Consider the following 26,067-nt stretch of genomic DNA (forward strand, 5'->3'; position numbering starts at 1 on the left):
AAGAAGAGCCATATCGGCCGGCAGGCCCGGAGGGGCCAAGAGGGTCATGGGGGCCGTGAGGATCATGTGGGCGGCCGTCCCGCAGGAGGAACAGAAGCATGACGACCATGCACGGCATCGGAAGCCCGGCGGCCGACGCGCAGGACGAGCGCCCGCATCCCCTGGGCGCCAACCACCGCCTCGACGAGTTCGAGCTGCTCGAGGTGATCGGCGAGGGCGGCTTCGGCATCGTCTACCGCGCCTACGACCACTCCCTGCAGCGCGAGGTCGCCATCAAGGAATACATGCCCGCGATGCTCGCGCGCCGCGTGGGTGACAACAGCGTGCACGTGCGCTCCGAGCGGCTCACGGCCACCTTCCAGGCGGGCCTGCGCAGCTTCATCAACGAGGCGCGCACGCTCGCGCAGTTCAGCCACCCGGCGCTGGTGCGGGTACACCGCTTCTGGGAGGCGAACTCCACCGCCTACATGGCGATCCAGCTCTACAAGGGCCGCACGCTGCGCCGCCTGGCGGAAGACGAGCCCGGCAAGGTCACCGAGCCCTGGCTGCTGGGCATGCTGGGGCCGCTGCTGGGTGCGCTGGAGACGCTGCACCGCAGCCAGTGCTTCCACCGCGACATCGCGCCCGACAACATCTTCATCCAGCAGGACGACCTGCCGGTGCTGCTCGACTTCGGCGCGGCGCGCAAGTCCATCGCCGATCTCGTCGACGAGGTGGCGGTGATGGTGAAGTCGGGCTACTCGCCCATCGAGCAGTACGCCGACGACAACACCCTGCTGCAGGGCGCATGGACCGACCTGTACGCGCTGGGCGCTGTGCTGTACCGCGCGGTCACCGGCCATCCGCCGCCTTCGGCCGTGGTGCGCAGCGTGCAGGATGCCTACGTGCCGCTGTCGTCCATGGGCCGCGACGACCTGAGCCCGGCCTTCTGCGCCGCCATCGACCACACGCTGGCCGTGCACAGCAAGGACCGCACGCAGACCGTGGCCGCCTTCGCCGCCGAGCTCGGGCTGGTGAAGCTGGGCGACATCTACGTGAGCGGCATGGGCGTGCCGGCGGTGATCATTCCCGCCGCGCCCGTTTCGGCCACGCCGCCGCCTCCGCAGCTCACGCCGCAGCAGTTCTCGCCGGTGTCGGCGCCGGCGCCGCTGGAACCGATGTCGATGCCCATGCCGGTGGCCGCGCCCGAACCGGTGCGCGCTCCCGCGCCGGCGCCCGCACCGCGCGCGGCGCAGGACGAGCGCGACAGCCCCGCCAAGGCCCGCAAGGCCGTGGCTGCCGCGCCCGCGCAGAAACAGAAGCTCAAGCGCCCGCCCTGGGGCATGGTCGGCGTGCTGCTGATCGCGCTCGTCGCCGTTGGCGCGTGGATCGGCCTGCGCCTCACTTCGGGCATGCAGCCGCAGGAGCCCAAGACCGCGATGGTGCCGGTGCCGCCGCCCAGCGATCCGATGTCGACCAGCACAGCGCCGCCGGCAGCGATGCCGCCAGCGGCCACGACCGGTACCGCCACGTCGCCCGCCACCGACGGCGTGCCGCCGGCCGTGGCCGGCGGTGCCGCGGCGCAGCCCCCGGCCGCGGCGGCCAGCGCGCCCGCAGCATCCACCGGGCCTCTGGCGCCGCTCGAGAACGTTCCGGTCACCACGCCCGGGACTGCGCCGGCGACGCCCGCAACACCGGCCACGCCGCCCGAATCCGCATTGGCCACCGCCGAAGCCGAGGACTGGAACCTCGCGCAGAGCGAGAACACGCGCGAAGGCTACGAGGCCTACCTGCGCCGCTACCGCCGCGGCCTGCACGCCCGGGAGGCGCGCAACGCCATTGCCGAGATCAACCGCGTCTCGCCGCCTTCGGTGCCCGTTGCCCCCGGCACACAGCCGCCCGGAACCACGGTCGCCGGCGCCACGCCCGGCACGCCTGGCGCCACCGCCACTCCGCCCGCGGCGGCGCCCGGCATGGGCCGCGTGCTGTTCAACGTGCGGCCTTGGGGCCAGGTGTTCGTCGACGGCGCCGATCGTGGCGTCAGTCCGCCGCTGAAGTCGCTGTCGCTGCGCCCCGGCATCTACAACATCGAAGTGCGCAACGGCGACCTCGAGGTGTACCGGCAGCGCGTGACGGTGCAGGACAGCAAGTCGGCGCCCGTGGTGAGCCACGAGTTCAAGTAGCCGGATCCTGCGGCCCTGCCGGCTCCGGGCCGCGACCCGCCTCGGGGTTACGTGCGCGATGCGGGAGCGCGCTCTTGCATATCTCGCTTTAGGCGGCCCCGCGCAACGCCCTTCGATACTGCACCGCCTCCGCCAGGTGCCCGACCTGCACGGCCTGGGACCCGGCCAGGTCCGCGATCGTGCGCGCCACCTTCAGCGCCCGGTGCGTGCTGCGCGCCGACCAGCCGAGCTTGGCGGCCGCGTTGAACATGAACGCGCGCGCCGCGTCGTCGAGTGCCGCATGACGGTCGATGGCCGCGCCTTGCAGCGACTGGTTGGCATGGCCCTGGCGCAGCATCGCGCGCTCGCGCGCGGCGACGACGCGTTCGCGGATGCTGTCGGTCGATTCGCCCGCGGGCGCCTCGAGCAGCAGCTGCGCGGACACCGGAGGCACTTCGATGTGCAGGTCGATCCGGTCGAGCAGCGGGCCGCTGAGCTTGCCCTGATAGCGCGAGACTTGCTCGTGCGTGCAGCGGCAGGGCCTGGATGACGAGCCGAGATAGCCGCAGGGACATGGGTTCATCGCGGCGACGAGCTGGAAGCGCGCCGGGAATTCGGCGCGCCGCGCGGCGCGGGCTATGGTGATGGTGCCGGTCTCCAGCGGCTCGCGCAGCGCTTCGAGGGCGGATCTGGCGAACTCGGGAAATTCGTCGAGAAAAAGGACTCCATGGTGCGCGCGAGAGATTTCACCGGGCCGTGGCGGGGAGCCCCCGCCGACCAGTGCCACCGCGCTCGCCGTATGGTGCGGCGAGCATGTCGGCCGCACCCGCCACCGCTCGGTCGCGAAGCGCCCACCCAGGCTGGCCACGGCCGCGCTCTCCAGTGCCTCGTCGATGTGCATCGACGGCAGCAGCCCCGCGAAGCGCTGGGCGAGCATCGACTTGCCCGAGCCAGGCTCGCCCACCATCAGCAGGCTGTGGCCGCCCGCCGCGGCGATTTCGAGCACGCGCTTGACGCCCGTGTGTCCCTTCACTTCCGCAAGATCGGCGTAGCGGGGCGGGTTCGTGTCGGGCGCGGCCCGGATGCGCGCCCAGCCGTCGTCCGTGGTGTCGGGCAACTGTGAAGCTTCGTCATCGGTGGCCACGAACTGGCGCACCACGTCCAGCAGATGCCTGGCGCCGTACACCTCGCCGCCTGGTACCAGCGCCGCCTCCTGCGCACTTTCCAGGGGCAGCACCAGCCGGGTAGCGACGCCGCGCGTGTGCAGCGCGAGCGCCATGGCCAGCGCGCCGCGCACCGGCCGCAGCTCGCCCGACAGCGAGAGCTCGCCGGCGAACTCGTGGCCGGCGAGCTTCGCGTTGTCTATCTGGCCGCTGGCCGCGAGGATGCCCAGCGCGATGGGCAGATCGAAGCGTCCGGAGTCCTTCGGCAGGTCGGCCGGCGCGAGGTTGACCGTGATGCGCTTGTTGTTGGGGAACTCCAGCCCCGCGTTCTGCAGCGCCGAGCGCACGCGCTCTCGCGCCTCCTTGACCTCGGTTTCGACCAGGCCGACCAGCGTGAAGCTGGGCAGGCCGTTCGCCAGATGCACCTCAACCGTGACACTGGCCGCTTCAAGACCCAGCAAGGCGCGGCTTTGCACCAAAGACAGTCCCATTTCTCTCCCTCTCCCCAAGATGGTGCGCGTTTTTTGAGCATTCCCGCGGTGGTGCGGCGCACCGTGCATCTGCAACCACTCGCAACAGCTGTTGTAACGATTTGGCTCTCAACCGCGCCGCGGACACGGCTGCAAGGGGCGGCATTCGTGCACTTTGGCACGCTCCCTGCTTTGAGCCTTCCGGTCCAACCACACACTTGCGAGGAGTTTCCTGATGACGCACCGTACCGCCGCCCAGGCGCTGATCGTTCTGGCCACCGCATTGACCGCGTCCGGCGCGGCCCTGGCGCAGACTGCAACGACCGACGCCGCAGCAGCGCCTGCGGCAGCTCCCGCCCCGAATCTGACCGGCAACGTGTCCATCACCACGAACTACAAGTTCCGTGGCCAGGACCAGGACATGATCGGCAAGAACGACTACGCCAAGACCAAGGGCTTCAAGCCCGCGATCCAGGGCGGCCTCGACTACGCCTTCGGCGACAGCGGCTTCTACGTGGGCAACTGGAACTCGAGCGTCAACTGGCTCAAGGGCAACAGCATCGAGATGGACGTGTACGGCGGCTACAAGTTCAAGGCCGGCCCGCTGGACATGGACGTCGGTGCGCTCACCTACATCTACCCGGGCAACTCCTCGGGCAACACCACCGAGCTGTACGTCGGCGCCACCTACGCGAACGACAGCTTCGGCTCCTTCACCGCCAAGTACTCGCACACCGTGTCGAAGGATTACTTCGGCTACGCCGGCAACAAGGCCGGCTCGGGCCTGAAGGGCACGAACACGGGCTACCTGAACCTGTCGTACAGCAAGGAGATCGTGCCCAAGGTCACGCTGAAGGCCGCGGTGGGCTTCACCAACATGTCCAGCGACATCCGCAGCCTGGGCTACAAGAGCTACGTCGACTACAACATCGGCGCGAGCTACGACTTCGGCAACGGCCTGTCGCTGACGGGCTCGGTGCAGGGCGCCAACAAGAAGAACTCGTACCTCGCGGTGAGCAACCCGGGCGTCGACTTCGGCTTCGGCACCTTCGGCACGACCTACTACTCGCCGAACAAGGCCCGCTTCATCGTCACGCTGACGAAGACGCTGTAAGCCACACAACAACGAGGTGCGGCCCAAGCTGCCGCGCCACTTCATTTCCATCCGAAGGAGAAAACTCATGAAGCTGGTCACAGCCATCATCAAACCGTTCAAGCTCGACGAAGTGCGCGAAGCGCTGTCGGCCATCGGCGTGCAGGGGATCACCGTCACCGAGGTGAAGGGTTTCGGCCGCCAGAAGGGCCACACGGAGCTCTACCGCGGCGCTGAATACGTGGTCGACTTCCTGCCCAAGGTCAAGATCGAAGCGGCCGTCTCCGACGACCTCGTCGATCGCGTGATCGAGGCGGTGGAAGGCGCTGCGCGCACCGGCAAGATCGGCGACGGCAAGATCTTCGTCTACAACCTCGAACAGGTCGTTCGCATCCGCACCGGCGAAACGGGCCGCGAAGCCCTCTGATCGAGTCCTGGCCCGAAAGAACAACGACTATGAAAAAACTGCTTGTCTCTCTTGCGCTCGGCTTGAGCGTGCTGGCTGCCGGTACCACCGGCTTCGCGCAGACTCCCGCCGCGGCCACGGCCGAGGCTCCGGCCGCGTCGGCACCCGCTGCCGCCGCGCCCGCCCCGGCGGCTGCTCCTGCAGCAGCAGCACCGGCCGCCGCCGATGCAGCCCCGGCTGCGCCCGCCGCGGCCCCCGCTCCGAAGATCGACTCCGGCGACACCGCCTGGATGCTGACTTCGACCCTTCTCGTGATCCTGATGACCATCCCCGGCCTCGCGCTGTTCTATGGCGGCCTGGGCCGCTCGAAGAACATGCTGTCGGTGCTGATGCAGGTCTTCGTGATCTTCTCGCTGATCAGCATCCTGTGGGCCGTCTACGGCTACAGCCTGGCCTTCTCGGGTGACGGCAACTTCTTCGGAGGGTTCGACAAGATCTTCATGAAGGGCATCACGCAGGAGACCTTCGGCGCGCTGACCACGATTCCCGAATACGTGTTCGTCGCCTTCCAGGGCACCTTCGCGGCCATCACCGTGGCGCTGATCGTCGGCGCCTTCGCCGAACGCGCCAAGTTCTCGGCCGTGCTGCTGTTCTCGGTGCTGTGGTTCACCTTCAGCTATGTGCCGATCGCCCACATCGTGTGGGGCGGCGGCCTGCTGGGCAAGGACGGCGCGCTCGACTTCGCCGGCGGTACCGTGGTGCACATCAACGCCGGTGTGGCCGGCCTGGTCGGTGCCTACATGGTCGGCAAGCGCGTGGGCTACGGCAAGGAAGCCTTCACGCCTCACTCGCTCACGCTCACCATGGTCGGCGCATCGCTGCTGTGGGTCGGCTGGTTCGGCTTCAACGCCGGCTCGGCCGGTGCTGCCAACGCCGTCGCCGGCCTGGCCTTCGTGAACACGGTGCTCGCCACCGCCGCCGCGGCCCTGTCGTGGATCCTGGGCGAGAGCCTGCACAAGGGCAAGGCCTCGATGCTGGGTGCGGCATCCGGTGCCGTCGCCGGCCTGGTGGCCGTCACGCCCGCCGCCGGCTTCGTCGGCCCGATGGGTTCGATCGTGCTGGGCCTGCTGGCCGGCCTGGTCTGCCTGTGGGGCGTGGGTGGCCTGAAGCGCATGCTCGGCGCCGACGACGCATTCGACGTGTTCGGCGTGCACGGCGTGGGCGGTATCCTGGGTGCCATCCTGACCGGCGTGTTCGCTGCCAAGGGCCTGGGCGGCACCGGCGGCGCGACCCCCGACACCTTCGCGATGGGCGCACAGGTCTGGATCCAGATCAAGAGCGTGCTGCTCACCGTCGTGTGGTCCGGCATCGTGGCCTTCATCGCCTACAAGATCGCCGACCTGACCCTCGGCCTGCGTGTGTCGGAAGAAGAAGAGCGCGAAGGCCTCGACATCTCCTCGCACGGCGAAACCGCATACAACCGCTGATCCGCTCTGGCGGGCTCGCCTGCGGGCAGCCCGCCATTGCATGAATGACCACCATCTACAACAAGAAGAATTCCGCGTAACGAGTTTTTCAAGCGAGGTCTCCTTTGGATGTTCAGCCCGCCAGCGCTCACGCGCCAGCGGGCATTTTTTTGTCCAGAGCCCCGGTGGCCGGGAGCACAATCTCGCCACCATGTGGACCTCCATCGAAGACAGCCTCTGCGAGCTCGGCGAATCGCCGTTCTGGCATCCCGAAGAACGATCGCTCTACTGGCTCGACATTCCCGGCCGCGCCGTGCTGCGAACACGCGGCGAGATCGGATCGCCCGATGCGAGGGTCGAGCGCTGGCCCCTGCCCACCGAGCCCGGCTGCATGGCGCCCGCGCGCAGCGGCGGCCTGGTGATCGCGTTGCGCGACGGCATCTACCGTGCGCGCGAATGGGGTGGCGAACTCGCCGCGATGGCGCGCGTTGAGCACGACGTGCGCACCATGCGCTTCAACGACGGCAAGTGCGACCCGCTGGGCCGCTTCTGGGGCGGCTCGCTCAACGAGGCGAAGGACCGCGCCAATGCCGCGCTCTACTGCTTCGACGCGCGCCCCGGCACCGGCGTCTCGCCCACGCTCACGCAGATGGCCAATGAGTCCACCACCGCCAACGGCCTGGCCTTCTCGCCCGATGCGCGCACCCTCTACTGGGCCGACACGGCCGCGCACGTGGTCTGCGCATGGGACTGGGACGCCGAGGCCAACTCGCTCTCGCGCGCGCGCGTGTTCCACCAGTTCGGCGCCAAGCCCGCGGGCTGGAGCGTCGATGCGCCCCAGGGCTACCAGGGCCGCCCCGACGGCGCCACCGTCGACGCGCAGGGCCACTACTGGGTGGCCATGTTCGAGGGCGCGCAGCTGCTGCGCTTCGCTCCCTCGGGCGAGATCGTCGCCTCGGTGCCCGTGCCCGTGCAGTGCCCGACCATGCCCTGCTTCGGCGGCGACGACCTGAAGACGCTGTTCGTCACCAGCGGCCGCAAGGGCCGGCCCGCAGGCGAGATCGCGCAGCGGCCGGCATCGGGCACGGTGATCTCGATGCGCGTCGACACGCCCGGCCTTCCGGTCAACTTCTTCGAAGACTGAAGAGAAGCCGGAGACCCGGGCGCGCATGGCCCTGCAGCACATCCCGCCGATCCAGTGCCTGCTGACCTTCGAGGCCGTGGCGCGGCTGCGGCATGCGGGCCGCGCGGCCGACGAGCTGTGCGTGACGCCCAGCGCCGTGAGCCACCGCATCCGGCAGCTCGAATCGCACGTCGGCTTCAAGCTCTTCGGGCGCGGCGACTTCAGCCTCACGGCCGACGGCGCGGCCTACCTCGCGAACGTGCGCACGGGGCTCGCCGCGCTGCAGGCGACGCCTCTGGGCGGCAGTGCCGCGCAGCGCGCCACGCGGCTGCGTATCGCGGTCACGCCCACCTTCAGCCGGCAGTTCCTCATGCCGAGGCTCGAGCTGTTCCGCAACATCTACCCCGACATCGAACTCGTGCTGCAGGTGTCGATTCCGCTGCTCGACGTGACGGCAGAGCAGGCCGATCTCGAAGTGCGCTACGGCCCCGGCGGCTATGCCGACTGCGAGCACCGGCTGCTGATCGGCGAGCAGGTGGTGCCGGCCTGCAGCCCGAGCTACCTCAACGAGTTCGGCCCCTTCACGGGTTTCCGCAGCGCGGCCGAGATCGCCGCCGCGCGGCTGATCCGAAGCCCGCTCGAGCCCTGGGGCACCTGGTTCGCGAGCTGCGGCATCGACCAGCCCGAGCCCGCCATCGGCTCGCAGTTCAACGACCTGGGGCTGATGTACGACGCGGCCGCGAGCGGCTTCGGCGTGGCGCTGGTGCGGCAGAAGCTGGGCGCGGAGTGGTTCGAATCGGGGCGGCTGGTGGCGCTGTCCGATCAGGCGGTGACTTCGCCGCACCGGCACTACATCTGCTGGCAGACCGGCACGCTCGAGCGCTGGGAATGCGCAGCTTTTGCCGACTGGCTGGAACAGAGCCTGCGCTGAACCGGACGGCCTGGCGCGAAGTTCTTTCAAGCAGCCGGCAAAAATCCATCAACCCGGGGCTGCCGCAATGCCCGTAGAGTGCGGTACACCCGAGATATCCGCGAACAGAAGAAAAGAGGCCGCCGCATGAACGCGCCGCTGACCCCCACGCAACACGATTCGCTACAGAAAACGCAGCGCCAGGCGCAGATCGTGCGCGCGCTGCAGCCGCACCTGCCGGCCCACGCGCTGATCTGGCACGACGAGGACACGACTCCCTACGAGTGCGACGGTCTCACCGCCTACCGCGCCCGCCCGCTCGTGGTGGCCCTGCCCGAGACCGAGGCGCAGGTCGCCGCCGTGCTCAAGACCTGCCACCAGCTCGGCGTGCCGGTGGTCGCGCGCGGCGCGGGCACCGGACTCTCGGGCGGCGCCATGCCGCACACCATGGGCGTGACCCTGTCGCTCGCCAGGTTCAACCGCATCCTGAAGATCGATCCGGTGAGCCGCACGGCCGTGGTGCAGTGCGGCGTGCGCAACCTCGCCATCAGCGAGGCGGCCGCGCCCTTCAACCTCTACTACGCGCCCGATCCGTCGAGCCAGATCGCGTGCACCATCGGCGGCAACGTGGCCGAGAACTCGGGCGGCGTGCACTGCCTCAAGTACGGGCTCACGCTGCACAACGTGATGCGCGTGCGCGGCTTCACGGCAGAGGGAGAGCCCATCGAGTTCGGCGGCGAGGCGCTCGACGCGCCGGGGCTCGACCTGCTCGCGCTGGTCATCGGCAGCGAGGGCATGCTGGCCGTGACCACCGAGGTCACCGTCAAGCTGGTGCCCAAGCCGCAGCTCGCGCGCTGCATCATGGCCAGCTTCGACGACGTGCGGAAAGCCGGCGACGCGGTGGCCGCGGTGATCGCAGCCGGCATCATCCCGGCCGGACTGGAGATGATGGACAAGCCCATGACCGCCGCGGTCGAAGACTTCGTGCGCGCGGGCTACGATCTCGACGCCGCCGCCATCCTGCTGTGCGAGTCCGACGGCACGCCCGAGGAGGTGGAGGAAGAAATCGGCCGCATGACCGCCGTGCTGCGCGCCTCGGGTGCCACCGCCATCGCCTGCAGCAACAGCGAGGAGGAGCGCATGCGGTTCTGGAGCGGGCGCAAGAACGCCTTCCCCGCCTCGGGCCGCATCAGCCCCGACTACATGTGCCTGGACTCCACCATCCCGCGCAAGCGCCTGGCCGACATCCTGCTGGCCATCCAGGAGATGGAGAAGAAATACAACCTGCGCTGCTGCAACGTGTTCCACGCAGGCGACGGCAACCTGCATCCGCTGGTGCTGTTCGACGCCAACGACCCCGACGAGCTGCACCGCTGCGAGCTCTTCGGCGCCGACATCCTGGAGACCAGCGTCGCGATGGGCGGCACCGTCTCGGGCGAGCACGGCGTGGGCGTAGAGAAGCTCAACAGCATGTGCGTGCAGTTCACGGCGGCCGAGAACGAGCAGATGTTCGGCGTGAAGCGCGCCTTCGACCCCGAGGGCATGCTGAACCCCGGCAAGGTGATACCGACGCTGCAGCGCTGCGCCGAGTACGGCAAGCAGGTGGTGCGCGGCGGCAGGCTGCCGCATTCCGATCTGCCGAGGTTCTGAGGATGGCGATGGACAACAACGACAACGCCCTCCGCCAGACCGTCGAGCGCATCCGCACCGCTGCAGCCGACGCTACCCCGCTGTGCATCCGGGGCGGCGGCACCAAGGATTTCTACGGCGAGGCGCCGCAGGGCGAGTTGCTCGACATGCGGGCGCTCGCCGGCATCACGAGCTACGAGCCGAGCGAGCTGGTCGTCACCGTGCGCGCGGGCACGCCGCTGGCCGAGCTCGAAGCGGCGCTCGCCGAGAAGGGCCAGTGCCTGCCTTTCGAGCCGCCGTGCTTCGCAAGCGGCGGCACGGTGGGCGGCACCGTCGGCGGCATGGTCGCCGCGGGCCTCAGCGGTCCGGCGCGCGCCAGCGTCGGCTCGGTGCGCGACTACGTGCTCGGCGCCACGCTGGTCAACGGCCGCGGCGAGCTGCTGACCTTCGGTGGCCAGGTGATGAAGAACGTGGCGGGCTACGACGTCTCGCGCGTGCTCGCCGGCTCGCTCGGCACGCTGGGCGTGATCGCGGAGGTCAGCCTCAAGGTGCTGCCGGTGCCGCCCGCCGAGGCCACGCTCGAATTCGCCTGCAGCCAGGCCGATGCGCTGCGGCTGCTCAACGAGTGGGGCGGCCGGCCGCTGCCGCTGAACGCGAGCTGCTGGTTCGAATATGCCGGTGCTGGCGCGCTCTACCTGCGGCTGCGCGGTGCGGTCGCCGCCGTCGAAGCCGCGTGCGAACACCTGGGCGGCGAGCGCAAGGACAACACGCGCGCCGCCGCCGACTGGCAATCGCTGCGCGACCAGCAGCTGCCCTGGTTCGCCATAGGCGAGGGGCCCGACGCGCTGTGGCGCGTGTCGGTGCCGCAGACCGCGCCCGTGCTCTCCATCGACGGTGCCGCGCCGCTGATCGAATGGCACGGCGGCCAGCGCTGGTACAAGGCGCCGCCCTCGCAGGCTGCGCGCATCCGCGAGATCGCGCGCGCGGCGGGCGGCCACGCCACGCTGTTCCGGCTGCCGGGTTCGGGCATGCACGAAGGGGTGCCGCGCTTCGATGCGCTGAGCGCGCCGGTCGAGCGCATCCAGCGCGCGCTGATGCGCGAGTTCGATCCGCATGGCATCTTCAATCGCGGCCGCCTGCTGAGCGCCAACTGAGAACAAGAACGCAAGACATGCAAACCGAGCTCGCTCCCGAATTCAAAGGCACCGACGAAGGCCGCGAGGCCGAGGCCATCCTGCGCAAGTGCGTGCACTGCGGCTTCTGCACCGCCACCTGCCCGACCTACCAGCTGCTCGGCGACGAGCTCGACGGCCCGCGCGGACGCATCTACCTCATCAAGCAGGTGCTCGAAGGCAAGGAGCCCACGCGCAGCACCCAGCTGCACCTGGACCGCTGCCTCACCTGCCGCAACTGCGAGAGCACCTGCCCGAGCGGCGTGCAGTACGGGCACCTGGTCGACATCGGCCGAAAAATCGTCGACGAGAAGGTGCCGCGCCCCGCGATGGAATCGGCCCAGCGCTGGGTGCTGAAGGAAGGTCTGCCGTCGCCGCTCTTCGGCCCTGCGATGAAGCTGGGCCAGTCGGTGCGCGGCCTGCTGCCCGATGCGCTGAAGGCCAAGGTGCCCGTGAAGCAGGAAGCCGGCGCTTGGCCCACCGCCACGCATGCGCGCAAGGTGCTGATGCTCGCGGGCTGCGTGCAGCCGTCGATGATGCCCAACATCAACAGCGCCACCGCGCGCGTGCTCGACGCGGCCGGTATCCAGGCCGTGATCGCGCCCGAGGCCGGCTGCTGCGGCGCGGTGAAGTTCCACCTGAACGACCAGGAGGGCGGCAAGGCGCAGATGCGCGCCAACATCGACGCGTGGTGGCCCTACGTGGAGCGCAACGAGGTCGAGGGTATCGTCATGAATGCATCCGGCTGCGGCGTCACCGTGCGCGAGTACGGGCATATCCTGCAGCACGACCCGGCCTATGCGCTGAAGGCCGCGCGCATCAGCGAGCTCACGCGTGACCTCAGCGAGCTGCTGCCCGACCTCGTGCCCGCGCTCAAGGCCCGCGTGAAGGCGCCAGAGGGCCTGGTGGCATACCACCCGCCGTGCACGCTGCAGCATGGCCAGAAGCTGCGCGGCGGCGTCGAGACGCACCTGCGCGCGCTGGGCTTCGACATGCGCGTGGCGATGAACGAATCGCACCTGTGCTGCGGCTCGGCCGGCACGTACTCGGTGCTGCAGCCCGAGCTGGCCTATCCGCTGCGCGACCGCAAGCTGGGCCACCTGAAGCAGCTGCGCCCGGTGGCGATCGCCTCGGCCAACATCGGCTGCATCACGCACCTGCAAAGCGGTAGCGACGACACGCCGGTACGGCATTGGGTCGAGCTGCTGGACGCTGCACTGCGGCAAAAGGCCTGAACGCAGGCGCCATCGGACAAGCAGGAGGGGGTTGGTCCGACTCGCGCGGGGCCGGTTCGGGGCGCATCATGGCTGCATCGAACCTGCAAGGAGCCAGTGCCATGCCTCGTGTTCTCGCACCTTCCATTCCTTACATTCCTTCCATTTCCGCCTCGCTGCGGGTCGTGCTGCTGGCCTGCGCCTGCGCGGCCGGCGCCACCGCCGCGCAGGCCCAGGGCGCCATGCCGCCCTGGCAGGGCGCGGGCCCGGCGCGCTACGTGTGCGGCGGCATCGGCTCCGACGAATCGACGGCCATGCGCGCCGCGATGAAGGAACATCCGCTCGCGCTGCTGTTCGCTCGCGCCGATGGCGCTTACCTGGCGAACGTCGACGTGACGATCAAGGGCGGCGACGCCGGCAATGCCGCCGCGCTGGCGTTCCGCGCGAGCGGCCCGGTCTGCCTGGTCGACGTGCCGAACGGACGCTACGTGATCGACGTCGCGGCGCCCGGCGGCGCCACCATGAGCCAGGCCGTGACGGTGGGCGGCGGGCCGAAGACGGCCGATTTCAGGTTCTGAACAGGCCGGAGATCGAAGGCGCTCAGGCGGCGGCCAGCGCTGCCTCGACGTCGCGCTCGAGCGAGGCCGGCGTGTCCAGCGGCGCGTAGCGCTTGAGCACCGTGCCGTCGCGGCCGATGAGGAACTTCGTGAAGTTCCACTTGATGGCCGTGCTGCCCAGCAGGCCCGGCTTTTCCTTCGTGAGCCACTGGTAGAGCGGCGCGGCGTTGCTGCCGTTCACGTCGATCTTCTCCATCATCGGAAAGCTCACGCCGTAGTTCGTGGTGCAGAAGGCGCCGATCTCCTCGTTGGTGCCCGGGTCCTGCCCGCCGAACTGGTTCGAGGGAAAGCCCAGCACGGTGAGGCCCTTGCCGGCGTACTTCTCGTGCAGCGCCTCCAGCCCCGCGAACTGCGGCGTGAAGCCGCACTTGCTGGCGGTGTTGACGATCAGCAGCACCTTGCCCTTGAAGGTGGAAAGCTTGACCGGCTTGCCGTCGATCAGGTTGGCTTCGAAGTCGTAGACGCTGGTCATGCTGTGTCCTCGTCAGGAAGGAGAAGAAGAGGCGCGATCATCGCGCCGTGCGGGCGTTCGCGCAAACGCCGCCCAGACGGCGCCCAGCACGATCAGTGCACCGCCCACGAGGATGCGCGGGTCCATCTCGGCTGCGCCCAGCGCCACCGAAGACACGCTTGCGAACAGCACCTCCGACAGCATGATCACCGAGGTCGCGGAGGCCGTGAGCCGCGCCGCGCCGTACTGCAGGCACACGTTGGCGAAGACGAAGGCCGTGCCCAGCAGCGCGGCCCAGCCGAGCCAGCCCGGCGAGGCGCGCAGCGGCGAATCGAACACGCCCAGCGCGGTACCGATCAGCGCCGCGACGCCGGCCACGAAGGTGCAGCCGCAGAACATCGCCAGCGCGCGCGATTCGCCCGGCGCCTCGCGCAGGTGGCGCAGCGCGATGTTGGTGACGGCGAAGCCGAAGCCCGCTGCCACGCCCAGCCAGTCGGGCAGGCTCGAAGGCACGGGCCAGTCGGTGCCGGGCGCCTTCAGCACCACCGCCACGCCGGTGAGCGCGAGCGCCACGCGCGCCAGCGCGCCGCCGGTGGGCCGCTCGCCGAGCAGCAGCCAGGCCAGCAGCACGCTCCACAGCGGCATCAGGTAGAACAGCAGCACAACGCGCACCACATCGCCCTGCGTCACGGCCCAGTTGAAGCCCACATTGGTGAAGCCGGCCGCCAGGCCCAGCACCAACAGCATCGGAAAGGCCGCGAAGCCCTTCCACGCATGCCGGCGCAGCATGCCCATCAGCACGGCGATGGCCAGGTAGATCAGGCAGGTGGTCCACAGCGGATGCAGCCCGTGGCCCGCGATCTGGCGGAAGGGGAACCAGGAGACGCCCCAGACGAAGGCGTTCAGCAGCAGGGCGAGTGCGGGCATTGGGGCGCGAGTTCTTCAAGGGACACCGAGGAACCGGCTTTGCCGGGCCTCCGGTGTCGCCACGGCGAGGGGGGTGGCGTAGCGACACGAAGTGCGCGAAGCCGGGGAAGTCAGTGGTGTTTGTCGCTACGGGCAATAGCCAGCAGGTGCTCCACTTCCTCGGGATATTTCTTGAGGTTGTTCTCGTGCCAGCGCTTGATGATCCACATGCAGCCGGCCACCACGAGGCCGAAGGCGCTGATGGCACCGTAGGCCGAGAGGCCGAGGCCCGTGCACACGCTGTAGAAGCCGCCCAGCAGAAGGATGCAGGCCTGCTCGTTGAAGTTCTGCACCGCGATGGAGCGGCCCGCGCCCATCAGGTTGTGGCCGCGGTGCTGCAGCAGCGCGTTCATCGGCACCACCAGGAAGCCGCCCAGGCCGCCCAGCAGGATGAGGAAGGGCACCGCCAGCCACACGTTGCCGATGAAGTTCATGCAGATCACCATCAGGCCCATCGCGATGCCCATGGGGATCACGCGAGTGGCCATGTCCAGGCGCATGCGCATCGAGGCGACGATGGCGCCCACGGCGGTGCCGATGGTCACCACGCCCGTCAGCGCCGAGGCCTGCGTGGTGTTGTAGCCCAGCGCCAGCGAGGCCCATGCCAGCACGATGTACTTGAGGTTGCCGCCCGCGCCCCAGAAGAGGGTGGTGGTGGCCAGCGAGATCTGGCCGAGGCGATCGCGCCACAGGCGCGCGTTGCAGTGCCAGAAGTCGGGCAGCAGCGCCGCGACATTGCGCAGCAGGCCTTGTTCGGGGTTGGCGCGCAGCGGGCGCATCTCGACGCCGGTGTGCGGGATGCGCGTGTTGAACCAGGCCGCCAGCATGTAGACGAAGATCAGCACCGCGAGGGCTGCTTCGGCCGGCGTGTCGATGCCGGTGTCGATGAGCGGGAGGTCGAAGGCCAGCAGCTTGCTGGAGACCGCATGCCCCACCAGCGCGCCGCCAAGCACGATGCCCAGCAGGATCGACGCGATGGTCAGGCCCTCGATCCAGCCGTTGGCCTTGACCAGTTGCGAGGCCGGCAGCAGTTCGGTGAGGATGCCGTACTTGGCCGGCGAATAGGCCGCGGCGCCCAGGCCGACGATCGAATAAGAAAGCAGCGGGTGCGAGCCGAAGAGCATCATCACGCAGCCCAGCACCTTGATGGCATTGCTGATGAACATCACCTTGCCCTTGGGCAGGGCGTCGGCGAAGGCGCCCACCAGCGGGGCCAGCACCACATAGAAGACGGCGAAGATGGGCACCAGCGCCGCGCGTTGCCATTCGGGCGCGCCCGAACTGCGCATGAGGTCGACCGCAACAACGAAAAGCGCTTGGTCGGCCAGCGACGAAAAGAACTGGGCCGACATGATCGTGTAGAAACCGCGCTTCATCGATGGGCTGGCTGGCCAGAGGAATAGGTCTGCTGGCGGTAGTGAAAAAGTGTCGCGTAGAGGGCGAATGGGCGGTTATAGCACGGGGGTGCGACGCGCAATCCCGCATCCCCACCGTGTTCGACCCCATTCCCGAAGATGCTAAAACGTGGTCTGCATTGTCCCCGAGCTCCCACCGAGCCTTCTCCGGAAACCCTTCATGCCGCGCCCGATCCTCGCCACCGTCCACACCGAAGCCCTGCGCCACAACCTCGAGCGGGCGCGCCGCTCGGCCCTCGAAGCCCGCGTCTGGGCCGTCGTCAAGGCCAACGCCTACGGCCATGGCATCGAGCGGGTCTATGAGGGTTTGCGAGGCGCAGATGGCTTCGCGATGCTCGACCTGGCAGAGGCCGAGCGCGTGCGCGCCCTCGGCTGGCGCGGCCCGGTGCTGCTGCTGGAGGGCGTTTTCGAGGCCCGCGACCTGGAGCTGTGCTCGCGCCTCGATCTCTGGCACACCGTGCACTGCGACGAGCAGATCGACATGCTCGCCGCCCACAAGACCCTCAAGCCGCAACGCGTGTTCCTGAAGATGAACTCGGGCATGAACCGCCTGGGCTTCACCCCCGAGCGCTTCGGCTCTGCCTGGACCCGCCTCAACGCGCTCACCCAGGTCGACGAGATCTCGCTCATGACCCATTTCAGCGACGCCGACGGCGAACGCGGCATTGCCCACCAGTTGGAGGCCTTCGAGCGCGCCACCCGCGACCTGCCGGGCGAGCGCTCCATCGCCAACAGCGCGGCCACGCTGCGCCATGCCGACCTCACGCGCGGCGACTGGGTGCGCCCCGGCGTCATGCTCTACGGCGGCGCGCCCGACTTTCCCCAGCATGACGCGGCGCACTGGCAGCTGCAGTCCACCATGACGCTGTCGACCCAGCTCCTGTCGGTGCAGACGCTGCAGGCAGGAGATACCGTCGGCTATGGCTCCAACTTCACCGCCGAGGGCCCCATGACCATCGGCGTGGCGGCGGTCGGCTATGCCGACGGCTATCCGCGCCACTGCGGCACCGGCACGCCGGTGCTGGTGAACGGCGTGCGCACCCGCATGGTCGGACGCGTGAGCATGGACATGATCACCGTCGACCTCACCGGCGTGCCCGACGCGAAGTTCGGCAGCGAGGTCACGCTGTGGGGCAGGTCGGCGAAGACCGGCGCCGTGCTGCCCATCGACGAGGTCGCCAGGGCCGGCGGCACCATCGGCTACGAGCTGATGTGCGCGGTGGCGCAGCGCGTGCCGTTCGCAGACATGGCGGACGCTGCCTGAACACCCTGAAGCCGTGAAGATCCTTTCCAACTGGCGCTCCGTGCGTCTTTGGGAAACGCAGGTCGAGCGCGAGCTCCACCGCGAGTACAGCCTGCGCACGCACGGCATCCTCATCGGCAGCTTCACGCTGCTGCTCATGTGGGGCGTGTCGGCGCTGCAGATGCACCTGCTGCACGTCGATTCGCTCGCGGTGCGCTACTTCCTCACGCTGGGCGTGGGGTACCTGGGCTACCTGCTGGTGCTGCGCTGGTGGGCGAAGCGGCTGGTCGAGGAACGCGGGCTCGATCTCAACGTCGATGCGCCCGACTTCGAGTTCGGCGGCGGACGAGGCGGCAGCGGCTCGCACGGCCACACGGGCATCGGCGAAGCCCCGGGCGACGGTGGCGGCGGCAGCGGCCTCTCGGACATCGCCAGCGGCGCGCTCGACGTGGCCGGCGGCGCCGACGAGGGGGCGGTCGTCGTCATCCCGGTGATCGCCATCTTCCTGATCTGCGCCGCCATCCTGTTCGGCGCGGGCTCGCTGGTGTTGCTGTATTTCAGCTGGGACGCGCTGCTGGCCGTGGCCATCGAGATCGCCTTCTCCTACGTCTCGGCCCGCGCCGCGGTGCGCGTGGCGCGCGAGGGCTGGCTCATGGCCGCCGTGCGGCTCACCTGGAAGCCGCTGCTTGGCGCGGTAATCTGCGCGGTGGCGCTGGGCGCGCTGCTCGACCACTTCATGCCGCAGGTCAACTCCCTGCCCGAGGCCGTGCGCGTCCTGCTGAAGAAGCACTGAGCGCGCCCATCAGGTGATCGACCAGCGCCCTGCACTTGGGCGCCATGGAGCGGTTGTTGGGCGGGTGGAGGACGTGTGTGCGTGCGCCCGGTCGTTGGCGCATTACGAGGTCGTGCGGCTCGAAGGCGCTGAGCACAAGCTGCACGACCGGCTCCAGCTCCGTCCGCGGGACCATGAGCGTGTGCTCGATGCCGTGCTGTGGACGCTGGCCCCCGGGGGTTCGGAGACAATCCGCGCCGGGAGGAATTTCATTCACATGATCTCGAAGAAACAGGGAGCGCGCGCCGCATGGCGCGCATGCGGCATCGCGCTGGCGGTCGCCGCCATATCGGCGCATGCCGAATCCGATGCAGCGGCGGCGGACCCGCAGCGATCGCAAGCCACGGAGGCCGTCGCAGATGCGCCCATCGTGCCGGCCGCACCGATGGAACCGGCCGCACCCACACCGGCCGCCGCCGCCGCGCCGCCGGCACCCCAGACCCGCGTGCGCTTCGCCCGCGGCAACTACAAGCCCGGCATCGAACAGCTTCGGGTGGTCCGTCGCGAGAACACGATGAACAACGTCGCGGGGCAGGTGGCGCTGAACATCGCGCTGTCGGTCATCGCGGGCGGCGTGAGCGTCGGTGCGCAGGGCTTCTCGAAGGACGACCTCGGCGGCGCCACGCTGGAGGCGCTCAAGGACGACCCGCTGGGCGTCAACCCCGCCATCGGCGAGCTGAGCGATGCGCTCAGCAAGGTCGCCACCGGCATCTACCGCAAGCGTGCCGAGGCCGCCTACGACACGGCCCTGACCGACGGCTCCACGCCCGAGGAGATCGAGGAGGCGCGCAAGGTGCAGGCGGTGGCGGACACGCCGCTGCTTCCGGGCGCCTGGCATCTGGTCTACGAGAACCTGACGGGCTCGGACGAGCTGTTCCGCTTGAAGTTCGGTGCCGAGCTCGGCCGCGCGGGCTTCATGCGTCCGCCGGCCTCGTGCTTCTATCAGTCGGAGCCGGTCGCGTGGAGCGAATGGCAGGCCGACAACTGGCAGCGGCTGCGTGAGGAGCGCGCCAAGGCCGTGATCCGCTGCACCGAGACGCTTTCGGCCACGCCCGAGAAGTTCTGGTAAACGCGTCCTAGGCCGCGCGGAACGCCGGCATGGCCGCGGGCCGCCGGTTCAGCCCCAGCGCCAGCGCCAGCAGCTCGTCGTCGGCGCACAGGATCGCGAAGGCGCGGTGCTTCTCTCCGAAGCTCATGACGGGCCCCGAGTGGTGCAGCGCCCGGTGGTTGAAGGCCACCACGTCGCCCGGGTCGACCTCGTAGCCCACGATGTCGAAGGCGCCGCGGTTGGATTCGATGTCGGGCAGCTCGGGCGCGAGCGCTTCGCTGTCCTGCGGTCCGATCCAGCCGCCGCGCCGGTAGCCCGTCTTCCACAGGTGCGAGCCGCGCACCACTTCCGGCGCGGTTTCGCGCGGCATGTGGTCCACGGGCATCCACAGGTGGACGATGCGGTGGCTGTCGGCCAGGCCGCAGGACATGTCCTGGTGCCAGGGTGTTGCGGTCGCGGCGCTCACGTCCTTGTCGAACAGCAGCTGGTCGCAGATCCAGCGCAGCCGCCGGGTCACGGTGAGCTGGCCGGCGATCTCGCTGGCACCCGATTCGGACACCACGCGCTGCAGCAGGCCGTCGCGGCGCTGCTCGATGCCGTCGCGCGCCAGCTCTATCCACTCGGGCGAGACGATCCCGCGCAGGCACACGACGCCGTCCCGCAGGAACCGGAGGCGCTCGTCGAAGCTCACGCCGCGAAGCAGTGGGTTGCTCATCAGGATCTCCTCGTCCGGCGCCGGCCCTTCGGGCATCAGGCGCGTTGCTCCCCTTTGTTCCCATCCACCCCGCTCGCCCGCACCAGGAAGAGCAGCCAGCCGACCATCAGCGCGGCCATGCAGGCGAAGCCCCAGGTCATGGCGTGGATGGTCTGGATGTAGGAGACGGGCCGTCCGGCAGCGAGCATCGCGGCAGCGAACACCACGGCACCGACCACCGAGCACAGCAGCAGGGCGCCGGGTTTCGAAGCGGCCCTGAAGCCGGTGCGCAGGCACATGGTCAGGCCGAAGATCGCGGGCGCGTAGAAAAAGGGCGAGAAGTCCATGTCCCTGTAGTTCGCGCCGAAGGCCAGCACCACGAGGTGCGGCCCCAGCATGCCCAGCGCCACGCCCACAGCCTCGGCGACCAGGAAGCCGAGCAGCACGAAGCCGGTGAAGTCGCGAAAGGACTTCTTCCTCTGCGCTGCGTCCGCCGACTTCCAGCTGGCCGCCAGCTGCGGCAGCAGGTAGTAGCCCAGCGCCGACAGCACGTACTGCATCGGCAGCAGGAAGGTGATGTAGATCTTGAGCAGGCCGCCCTGCTCGGCATCGGCCGAGGAGCCCAGCAGCAGGATGGCGCCGCCGGTCATGATCCAGCTCATGAACTGCGAGAGGCTGGCCTTCCAGCCGTAGGCCATCGATTCGCGCGCCGTCAGGCCCCGGTCGTCCTTCGCGGCCGGCAGCGGAAGAACCGTGTGGCGCGTGTTCGCGAGCACCAGGTAGAGAAACGGAAGCTGCAGCACGGAAACCAGCAGCAGGGCCTCCTTCCAGCTCGCGGGCCGTTCGGCGTTCAGCACGACGACATAGCCGATCGCGATCAGCGCGCCCGAAACGCAGAGCACGCCATAGCGCCGCCCCGCGAGCAGCAGGCTGCGCGAGATCCAGAAGATCTCGTAGCCCACGATCAGCGCCACGCCCACCCACTGCAGCTGCCCCGGGAACGCGGCGATCTGCCACGCGAGGAAGCCCAGCAGCGAGAACAGCACAACCAGCGCCCACGTCAGCCACGCCGTGGAGCGGTCGGCGTAGTAGCGCCGGATGAGCAGGGGCTCGTGCACCATGGCCATGTGCAGGATGTACTGGAAGCTGATCACCGCGAGGAATGCGGAGGCCACGCCGAAGTCGGCGGGCGAGAGCACGCGCGCCAGCGCGAAGCTGAGCAGCAGCTGGCTCGCGCTGTAGATGCACTGGTCGGCAACGGCATAGATGGGACCGCCGAGGCGTTTCCTGAGTCCTGACAGTCGCTGCTTCATCCACCTAGCCCGAGATGGAAAGCAGGACCGGACTGGAGGTCGCCTTCACGGTGAAGCCCTCGCCCGAACGGCTGCCGCAGCTGCCTTCGCGCATCTGCGGGAAGAAGTCGACGCGGGTGCACTTCGCGCCGGCGCCCGCGGGCACCGACACGCTCTGCTGCGCGCCCTGCGTCCAGACCACGTGCAGCATCGATTCGCCACGGCGCAGCACCAGCCGGCTCGCGCCGCGCGCGTCGTCGTAGGACACCTTCTGCGAGTGCCGCGCGATCTTCAGGAACTCGGTGAGTGCCGAGTAGGCCTCCTTCTTCTCGCCGGCCTTCGACTTGATGCCGAAGTTGTCTTCCTTCGAGAAGTACGACTGGCCGCGGTCGCGCCACGAATAGAGGTTCAGCAGCTTGATGCCGGCCGCGGCGTTGATCAGGTACTCCCTGAAGATCAGCGACGCCTGCGCGCCCTGGTTGCGCACGGGCATGTACGAGGCGTAACCCCATTCGGAGGCGACGATGCCGGTCTTGTTCAGCTGGCGGCGGTCGAGCTGCGCGCGCAGCTTCTGGTAGTCGGCCAGTGCGGTCTCGGGCACGGAGCGGTAGGGGTGGATGGAGATGTCCGTCAGGCAGTCGCTGCGCGCGGCCGAGACGAAGGCATCTTCCAGCTCCGAGGGCACCTTCCCCGCACTGCCGCCGACGAAGGGCAGCTTCGCGAAGCCGAAGCCGACGATGATGTCCGGGCGGATCTGCTGCTGCGCGAGCTTCTCGCACAGCGCCGACGAGGCGGCGCCGAAGTCCGGCACCAGGGCGGGCTGCAGGAAGGTCTTGTTGTCGGGCTCGTTCCACACTTCCCAGACCGCGACGTCGGCCGAGTGCGCCTTGATGAACCCGGCCGCGAAGTCGGCGAAGCGGCTCTCCTTGCTGGCGGTGTCGCTGCCCGCGCCGCTGCGCATGTCGCCGGGCTCGTGGCCCCAGATCTCCTTGCCGCCGAAGAGCGTCACGATGGCGTTGAGCTTCGCCTTGCGCACACGCTGGATCAGCTTCGGATAGTCGGTCATCGCGGGGTTCACGCTCTTGATCGGCGGACGCACGCCGAAGCGCACGAACTCGAAGCCGGCGGCGCGGATCTCGTGCAGGTCCTCGTCGATGATGGTCGCGGGGTCGATCTGCACGCTCAGCGAAACCGGGTATTCGGAGCTCAGGGTGCCGATGCCTCGCGCGTGGGCCGGGCCGATCGGCGCTGCGGCGAAGAGCAGGGCGCCCAGCAGGCTGGTGATGGTCTTCTTCATGGCAGTACCGACTCCTTGTACAGATCGACGATGGCGGTGTTCATGCGCTGCGAAGTGAACTTCTCCTCGAAGATCCTTCGCCCGGTCCGGCCCATCTGGCGCAGGGTCTCGACGGGCATGCGGTCGATCTCGCGCAGCATCTGGTCGATGTGCTCCAGCTCGAAGAGCCGGCCGCTGCGATCGTTCTCGACGATGTCCACGAGGCCGCCGACTGCGGACGCGAAGACGGCCTTGCTCCTGGCCATGGCCTCGACCGCGACGAGGCCGAAGCCCTCCCAGCGCGAGGGCACGACGATGGCGTCGCAGGACTGGTAGACCGCGTCCAGCGCGTCCTTCTCGAGCCACCCCTTGAACTCGACCCGCTCGGGCTGCGCGAGCTGCAGGTCCTTGCGCACCGCGTCGCCGACCACGATCAGCCTGAAGTCGGGCCGCACGCGGGCGTAGGCGTCGAGCAGCAGGTCGATGCCCTTCTGGCGGTCGAGCCGGCCGACGAACAGGATGGTCCGCGGCGCGGGCTTGCCGGCATCCGCAGGCGGCGGCTCGAAAGCGGGGGCTGGCGCCGGGTTCACCGAATCGATGCCGTTGGGAATGCAGGTGCAGCGCCTGATGCCCGATTCGGCCGCGATCCGCACCTCGTGGCGGCTGATGCAGATGATGGCGTCGCTGCGCGAGGACAGCAGCCGCTCGATCCAGCGGTAGGCCGACTTCTTGTAGCTCGACGCCGCCTGGTCGAAGGCCCAGCCGTGCGAGCAGTAGACGATCTTCACCTCGCGCGGTATCTGGCCCAGCAGCGCCATCGAGCGCACGATGCCGCCGGCGATCGAGCTGTGCAGGTGCAGCACCGAGGGCCGCTCCGACTCGATGATCTTCTTCACCCGCTTCGCATAGCCCACCAGCGAGAGCGGGCTGCGTGCGGTGGGCACCACGTGCGCGCTCTCGGGGCCCAGCCAGTCGACCTGCCCGGGCAGGATGAACTTCACCTGGCTGATCTCCGGCGAGTTGCGCTGGAAGTTCGAGACGATCCGGAGATAGGTCTCCAGCCCGCCCTTGAGCGTTTCCGCGACGTGCAGGACTTTCATGGCTTCTTCGCTCCTGGCTGCTCAGATCATTGCGTGGGTGCCGGCGATGACTTCGGCCTGGAGCTCGTCCAGCCGGCGCGGATCGTTGCGTTCCCGAAGCAGGTTCAGGACGGATGCCTTCAGCTCGTCGTGGCGCGGCGATAGGCCGAACAGGAACTCGGTGCGGTTCGTGAGCCGGAAGAAGGACTCGACCTTCTTGTCCCAGTTCATGCCGATGGACGGGATGCTCAGGCTGTAGGCGACGATGTTCGCGTGCAGCCGGTGCGCCGCGATGCAGGAGCAGGCACTGATCAGCGTGACCAGGTCGTCGGGGCGCTTCGGCACGGCGAAGGAGAAGTCGTCCGCGGCGGCGGTGCGCTCGGAGATCTCGGCGAGCACCCGGTTGTCTTCCGCCGCGCCGTTCGTGAAGTACAGCACCCGCGCGCCCTCGGCCCGCAATGCCTGCGCGAGGCCCGAGAAGAATTCGGCCGAACCGCCGGCTCGCTTGCCCCCGTATTCGGAATTCATCACCAGCGCGTCGAGGCTGCTGACGCAGATGCCCACGTCCCACTTCTTCTCGGGGGAGAGTTCTTCCGAGAAGGCGCTCGCGCAGACCAGCGCCGGATCGGGCACCACGTTGATGCGGCTGCGCGGAATGCGGAAGAAGGCGTGCAGGTTGTTCGCCGAATCCACGTCGCGCGTCGCGTAGAAGACCGGCGCGGCGTTCTGGAGGAACTTGCCGACGAGCCACTGTCCCCAGTAAGACCATTTGCCGGTGACGCCGACCGACACCACGGCCACCCTCTTTCCGCGCAGCAGCCGGCCCAGGAAGAAGAGTTTCGACGGGAAATTCAGCGCCACGTCGCAGAAGAGCTGCCCGCCGCCGATCAGCACCAGGTCGGCATCGGCCACCGCCGCCTGCCATTGCCTGCGCCAGCTCAGCAGGTAGTTCTTCAGGCAGTAGGCGAAAACGATTGCCGAACGCAGCAGCGAAGGCAGCTTCTGGAAAACGCCGAAGGCGCCGCCGCCGCGCAGGTTGGATTCGTCGAAGGCCACGCGCCCGGCGATGTCGAGGAACTCGACCTTCGCGTCGGGATACTTCATGGCCGCGATATGGGCCAGCGAGGCCGCGATGACCCCGTCGCCGAGGTTGTCGCTGAACGGCACCGCGCAGATCAGGATCTTTTTCATCTTTGAATACCCGGAATAAGCCTTTTATTTCCCGCGACCTTGATGGCGATCAGATAAAGCATCACGGAGGTCAGATGCCGGGTGAAACTGCCGAGGTCCGGTTCGAAAATCAATTGAACGAGGATGTGCGCGACGAAAAGACTTCCGAAGAAGCGTGGCTCGAATTGCGTCGGATCGCGCTTCGACCATCGCCGTGCCTTGTAGAGGATGATCAGCATCGCTGCGATCATCAATTGCATGAATGCGTCGCTGGGTGTCTGGAAATAGAGAACGGGCGTGATCAGCACCGTCGCGGCGTACACGTAATTCACTAGAAAGCCCGGGCCGGTGGCGGGCGAGGCGATATTGGTGAAGGCCGTGCGGTTGTCGCTGCCGATCTGCTCCGCATAGGCATTGGAGGTGTCGCGCGGCGACTGCAGCGTCTGCAGGATATTGGAGGGGGCCGCCATGATCGCGCCGGCAGCCAGGATTGCCGCCAGGAAATGGTATTTGAGCGGCCGCCGCCAGAGATAATGAACGGCGAAGAATGCGCCGACGATCAGCAAATAATAATTCCGGACGAAAACTCCGTAGATTGCGTAGAGGCCGAGAAATGCGCCGACGGTGAGGAATCTGGAGGTGCGGAAATAGATCGTCGTCACCGTGATGCACATGGTCATGATGAGCACCACCGTCTCCTTCGACGGTGCGAACATGTTCAGCATGATGCAAGGCGCGATCAGCAGCAGCCTGGAGAAGAAATCGCCGGTCCGGCGGATATTGCGTGTCGCGAAGAAAAGAAATATCGCGCTGCTGATGCAGGTGAAAACGTCGAGATTGTCCGACCCGATGATGCTGAAAAGCGCGGCCGTGACGGCGAACGAATTGTCCATTTCGTCCGTTCCGCCGTAATTCAGGATCTCGAGGATCTTCGCCGAGTCCACGCTCCATTTTTCGGGGAGCATTTCCCGGAAATACGCATAGATGATCACGTAGACGAACACGATCAGCACCCCGGCAACGGAGTACTGGTTGAAGCGGCGCGTGCCCCTTCTTCCTGTCGTTGTCGTCGCGGGTGCCCGTGCCGGCGCCGCCGGAGCGGGAATGGCGTGGCTCATCGGCATGTGGATTCCGATCCGATCAATTCCAAAGCGAAAGAAGTTCTGTCCGGCCCTGAGGCGTGGACTTCGTGAAAGG

23 protein-coding genes are annotated in these 26,067 nt (G+C 68.3%); 13 read left to right on the top strand and 10 right to left on the bottom strand.

The window, feature by feature from the left end; translation table 11 throughout:
• Positions 1-98: 98 nt before the first annotated feature.
• Entirely contained in the window at positions 99-2,162 is a 2,064-nt protein-coding gene (locus tag ABL843_RS01475; RefSeq protein WP_418118732.1) for a serine/threonine protein kinase, read from the top strand.
• An 88-nt stretch (positions 2,163-2,250) separates the two neighbouring features.
• Here ABL843_RS01475 and ABL843_RS01480 read toward each other — a convergent pair whose 3' ends face one another.
• On the bottom strand, positions 2,251-3,795 hold the full coding sequence (locus ABL843_RS01480) for a YifB family Mg chelatase-like AAA ATPase (protein WP_418118733.1): 1,545 nt from the start codon (positions 3,793-3,795) through the stop codon (positions 2,251-2,253).
• Positions 3,796-4,009: 214 nt separating this feature from the next.
• Here ABL843_RS01480 and ABL843_RS01485 point away from each other — a divergent pair, with 214 nt between their 5' ends.
• The 9 genes from ABL843_RS01485 to ABL843_RS01525 all read left to right on the top strand — a co-directional run bounded on the left by ABL843_RS01485 (position 4,010) and on the right by ABL843_RS01525 (position 13,365).
• Positions 4,010-4,888: a TorF family putative porin gene (locus ABL843_RS01485; RefSeq protein ID WP_019657965.1), complete on the top strand. Its 879-nt coding sequence runs from the start codon at positions 4,010-4,012 to the stop codon at positions 4,886-4,888.
• A 67-nt stretch (positions 4,889-4,955) separates the two neighbouring features.
• Positions 4,956-5,294, top strand: a complete 339-nt coding sequence (gene glnK / locus ABL843_RS01490; RefSeq protein ID WP_007833403.1) for a P-II family nitrogen regulator — start codon at positions 4,956-4,958, stop codon at positions 5,292-5,294.
• A gap of 29 nt (positions 5,295-5,323) precedes the next feature.
• Positions 5,324-6,760 carry an ammonium transporter gene (locus tag ABL843_RS01495; RefSeq protein WP_126022468.1) on the top strand — a complete coding sequence of 479 codons (1,437 nt, stop codon included), beginning with the start codon at positions 5,324-5,326 and terminating at the stop codon, positions 6,758-6,760.
• A 190-nt stretch (positions 6,761-6,950) separates the two neighbouring features.
• Positions 6,951-7,883, top strand: coding sequence for an SMP-30/gluconolactonase/LRE family protein (locus ABL843_RS01500; protein ID WP_418118734.1), 933 nt, complete (start codon positions 6,951-6,953; stop codon positions 7,881-7,883).
• Between the two features lie 25 nt (positions 7,884-7,908).
• The gene (locus ABL843_RS01505; protein WP_369660040.1) at positions 7,909-8,793 is read left to right on the top strand and encodes a LysR substrate-binding domain-containing protein; all 885 of its coding nucleotides are present in this window, start codon (positions 7,909-7,911) and stop codon (positions 8,791-8,793) included.
• 126 nt (positions 8,794-8,919) lie between these two features.
• Positions 8,920-10,422: an FAD-linked oxidase C-terminal domain-containing protein gene (locus tag ABL843_RS01510; protein WP_418118735.1), complete on the top strand. Its 1,503-nt coding sequence runs from the start codon at positions 8,920-8,922 to the stop codon at positions 10,420-10,422.
• Between the two features lie 8 nt (positions 10,423-10,430).
• Entirely contained in the window at positions 10,431-11,555 is a 1,125-nt protein-coding gene (gene glcE, locus ABL843_RS01515; protein ID WP_418118736.1) for a glycolate oxidase subunit GlcE, read from the top strand.
• Positions 11,556-11,572: 17 nt separating this feature from the next.
• Entirely contained in the window at positions 11,573-12,808 is a 1,236-nt protein-coding gene (gene glcF, locus ABL843_RS01520; protein WP_418118737.1) for a glycolate oxidase subunit GlcF, read from the top strand.
• A gap of 101 nt (positions 12,809-12,909) precedes the next feature.
• Positions 12,910-13,365, top strand: coding sequence for a carboxypeptidase regulatory-like domain-containing protein (locus ABL843_RS01525; RefSeq protein ID WP_418118738.1), 456 nt, complete (start codon positions 12,910-12,912; stop codon positions 13,363-13,365).
• A gap of 22 nt (positions 13,366-13,387) precedes the next feature.
• On the opposite strand, the gene ABL843_RS01530 is transcribed toward ABL843_RS01525, so the two are convergent.
• From ABL843_RS01530 to lplT, 3 genes are all read right to left on the bottom strand, one after another.
• The gene (locus ABL843_RS01530) at positions 13,388-13,876 is read right to left on the bottom strand and encodes a glutathione peroxidase (protein WP_126022461.1); all 489 of its coding nucleotides are present in this window, start codon (positions 13,874-13,876) and stop codon (positions 13,388-13,390) included.
• Positions 13,877-13,888: 12 nt separating this feature from the next.
• Entirely contained in the window at positions 13,889-14,782 is an 894-nt protein-coding gene (locus ABL843_RS01535; RefSeq protein ID WP_418118739.1) for a DMT family transporter, read from the bottom strand.
• Between the two features lie 110 nt (positions 14,783-14,892).
• Positions 14,893-16,197 (bottom strand): lysophospholipid transporter LplT, encoded by a 1,305-nt coding sequence (gene lplT, locus ABL843_RS01540; protein WP_126022459.1) that lies wholly within the window; start codon positions 16,195-16,197, stop codon positions 14,893-14,895.
• A 199-nt stretch (positions 16,198-16,396) separates the two neighbouring features.
• Between lplT and alr the strand changes: the two genes are divergently transcribed.
• The 3 genes from alr to ABL843_RS01555 all read left to right on the top strand — a co-directional run bounded on the left by alr (position 16,397) and on the right by ABL843_RS01555 (position 19,380).
• On the top strand, positions 16,397-17,500 hold the full coding sequence (gene alr, locus ABL843_RS01545; RefSeq protein WP_418118740.1) for an alanine racemase: 1,104 nt from the start codon (positions 16,397-16,399) through the stop codon (positions 17,498-17,500).
• A gap of 13 nt (positions 17,501-17,513) precedes the next feature.
• On the top strand, positions 17,514-18,272 hold the full coding sequence (locus ABL843_RS01550; RefSeq protein WP_418118741.1) for a hypothetical protein: 759 nt from the start codon (positions 17,514-17,516) through the stop codon (positions 18,270-18,272).
• A gap of 256 nt (positions 18,273-18,528) precedes the next feature.
• Positions 18,529-19,380: a hypothetical protein gene (locus ABL843_RS01555; RefSeq protein ID WP_418118742.1), complete on the top strand. Its 852-nt coding sequence runs from the start codon at positions 18,529-18,531 to the stop codon at positions 19,378-19,380.
• A gap of 7 nt (positions 19,381-19,387) precedes the next feature.
• Here the strand turns inward: ABL843_RS01555 and ABL843_RS01560 are convergent, their stop codons facing one another.
• The 6 genes from ABL843_RS01560 to ABL843_RS01585 are packed head-to-tail and all read right to left on the bottom strand — an operon-like array spanning position 19,388 to position 25,988.
• Positions 19,388-20,074 carry a phytanoyl-CoA dioxygenase family protein gene (locus ABL843_RS01560; RefSeq protein ID WP_418118743.1) on the bottom strand — a complete coding sequence of 229 codons (687 nt, stop codon included), beginning with the start codon at positions 20,072-20,074 and terminating at the stop codon, positions 19,388-19,390.
• 35 nt (positions 20,075-20,109) lie between these two features.
• Positions 20,110-21,366: a lipopolysaccharide biosynthesis protein gene (locus ABL843_RS01565; RefSeq protein ID WP_418118744.1), complete on the bottom strand. Its 1,257-nt coding sequence runs from the start codon at positions 21,364-21,366 to the stop codon at positions 20,110-20,112.
• Positions 21,367-21,370: 4 nt separating this feature from the next.
• The gene (locus ABL843_RS01570; protein ID WP_418118745.1) at positions 21,371-22,642 is read right to left on the bottom strand and encodes a hypothetical protein; all 1,272 of its coding nucleotides are present in this window, start codon (positions 22,640-22,642) and stop codon (positions 21,371-21,373) included.
• Positions 22,639-23,721 (bottom strand): glycosyltransferase, encoded by a 1,083-nt coding sequence (locus tag ABL843_RS01575; RefSeq protein WP_369660025.1) that lies wholly within the window; start codon positions 23,719-23,721, stop codon positions 22,639-22,641. Before ABL843_RS01575 ends, ABL843_RS01570 begins: the two co-directional genes overlap by 4 nt.
• A gap of 21 nt (positions 23,722-23,742) precedes the next feature.
• Complete coding sequence (locus ABL843_RS01580; RefSeq protein ID WP_126022452.1) at positions 23,743-24,891, bottom strand: polysaccharide pyruvyl transferase family protein; 1,149 nt, start codon at positions 24,889-24,891, stop codon at positions 23,743-23,745.
• Positions 24,888-25,988 (bottom strand): hypothetical protein, encoded by a 1,101-nt coding sequence (locus tag ABL843_RS01585; RefSeq protein ID WP_418118746.1) that lies wholly within the window; start codon positions 25,986-25,988, stop codon positions 24,888-24,890. Before ABL843_RS01585 ends, ABL843_RS01580 begins: the two co-directional genes overlap by 4 nt.
• Positions 25,989-26,067: the final 79 nt, after the last annotated feature.

The sequence above is a fragment of the Variovorax sp. 350MFTsu5.1 genome (assembly GCF_048302515.1).
Taxonomy (GTDB): domain Bacteria; phylum Pseudomonadota; class Gammaproteobacteria; order Burkholderiales; family Burkholderiaceae_C; genus Variovorax; species Variovorax guangxiensis.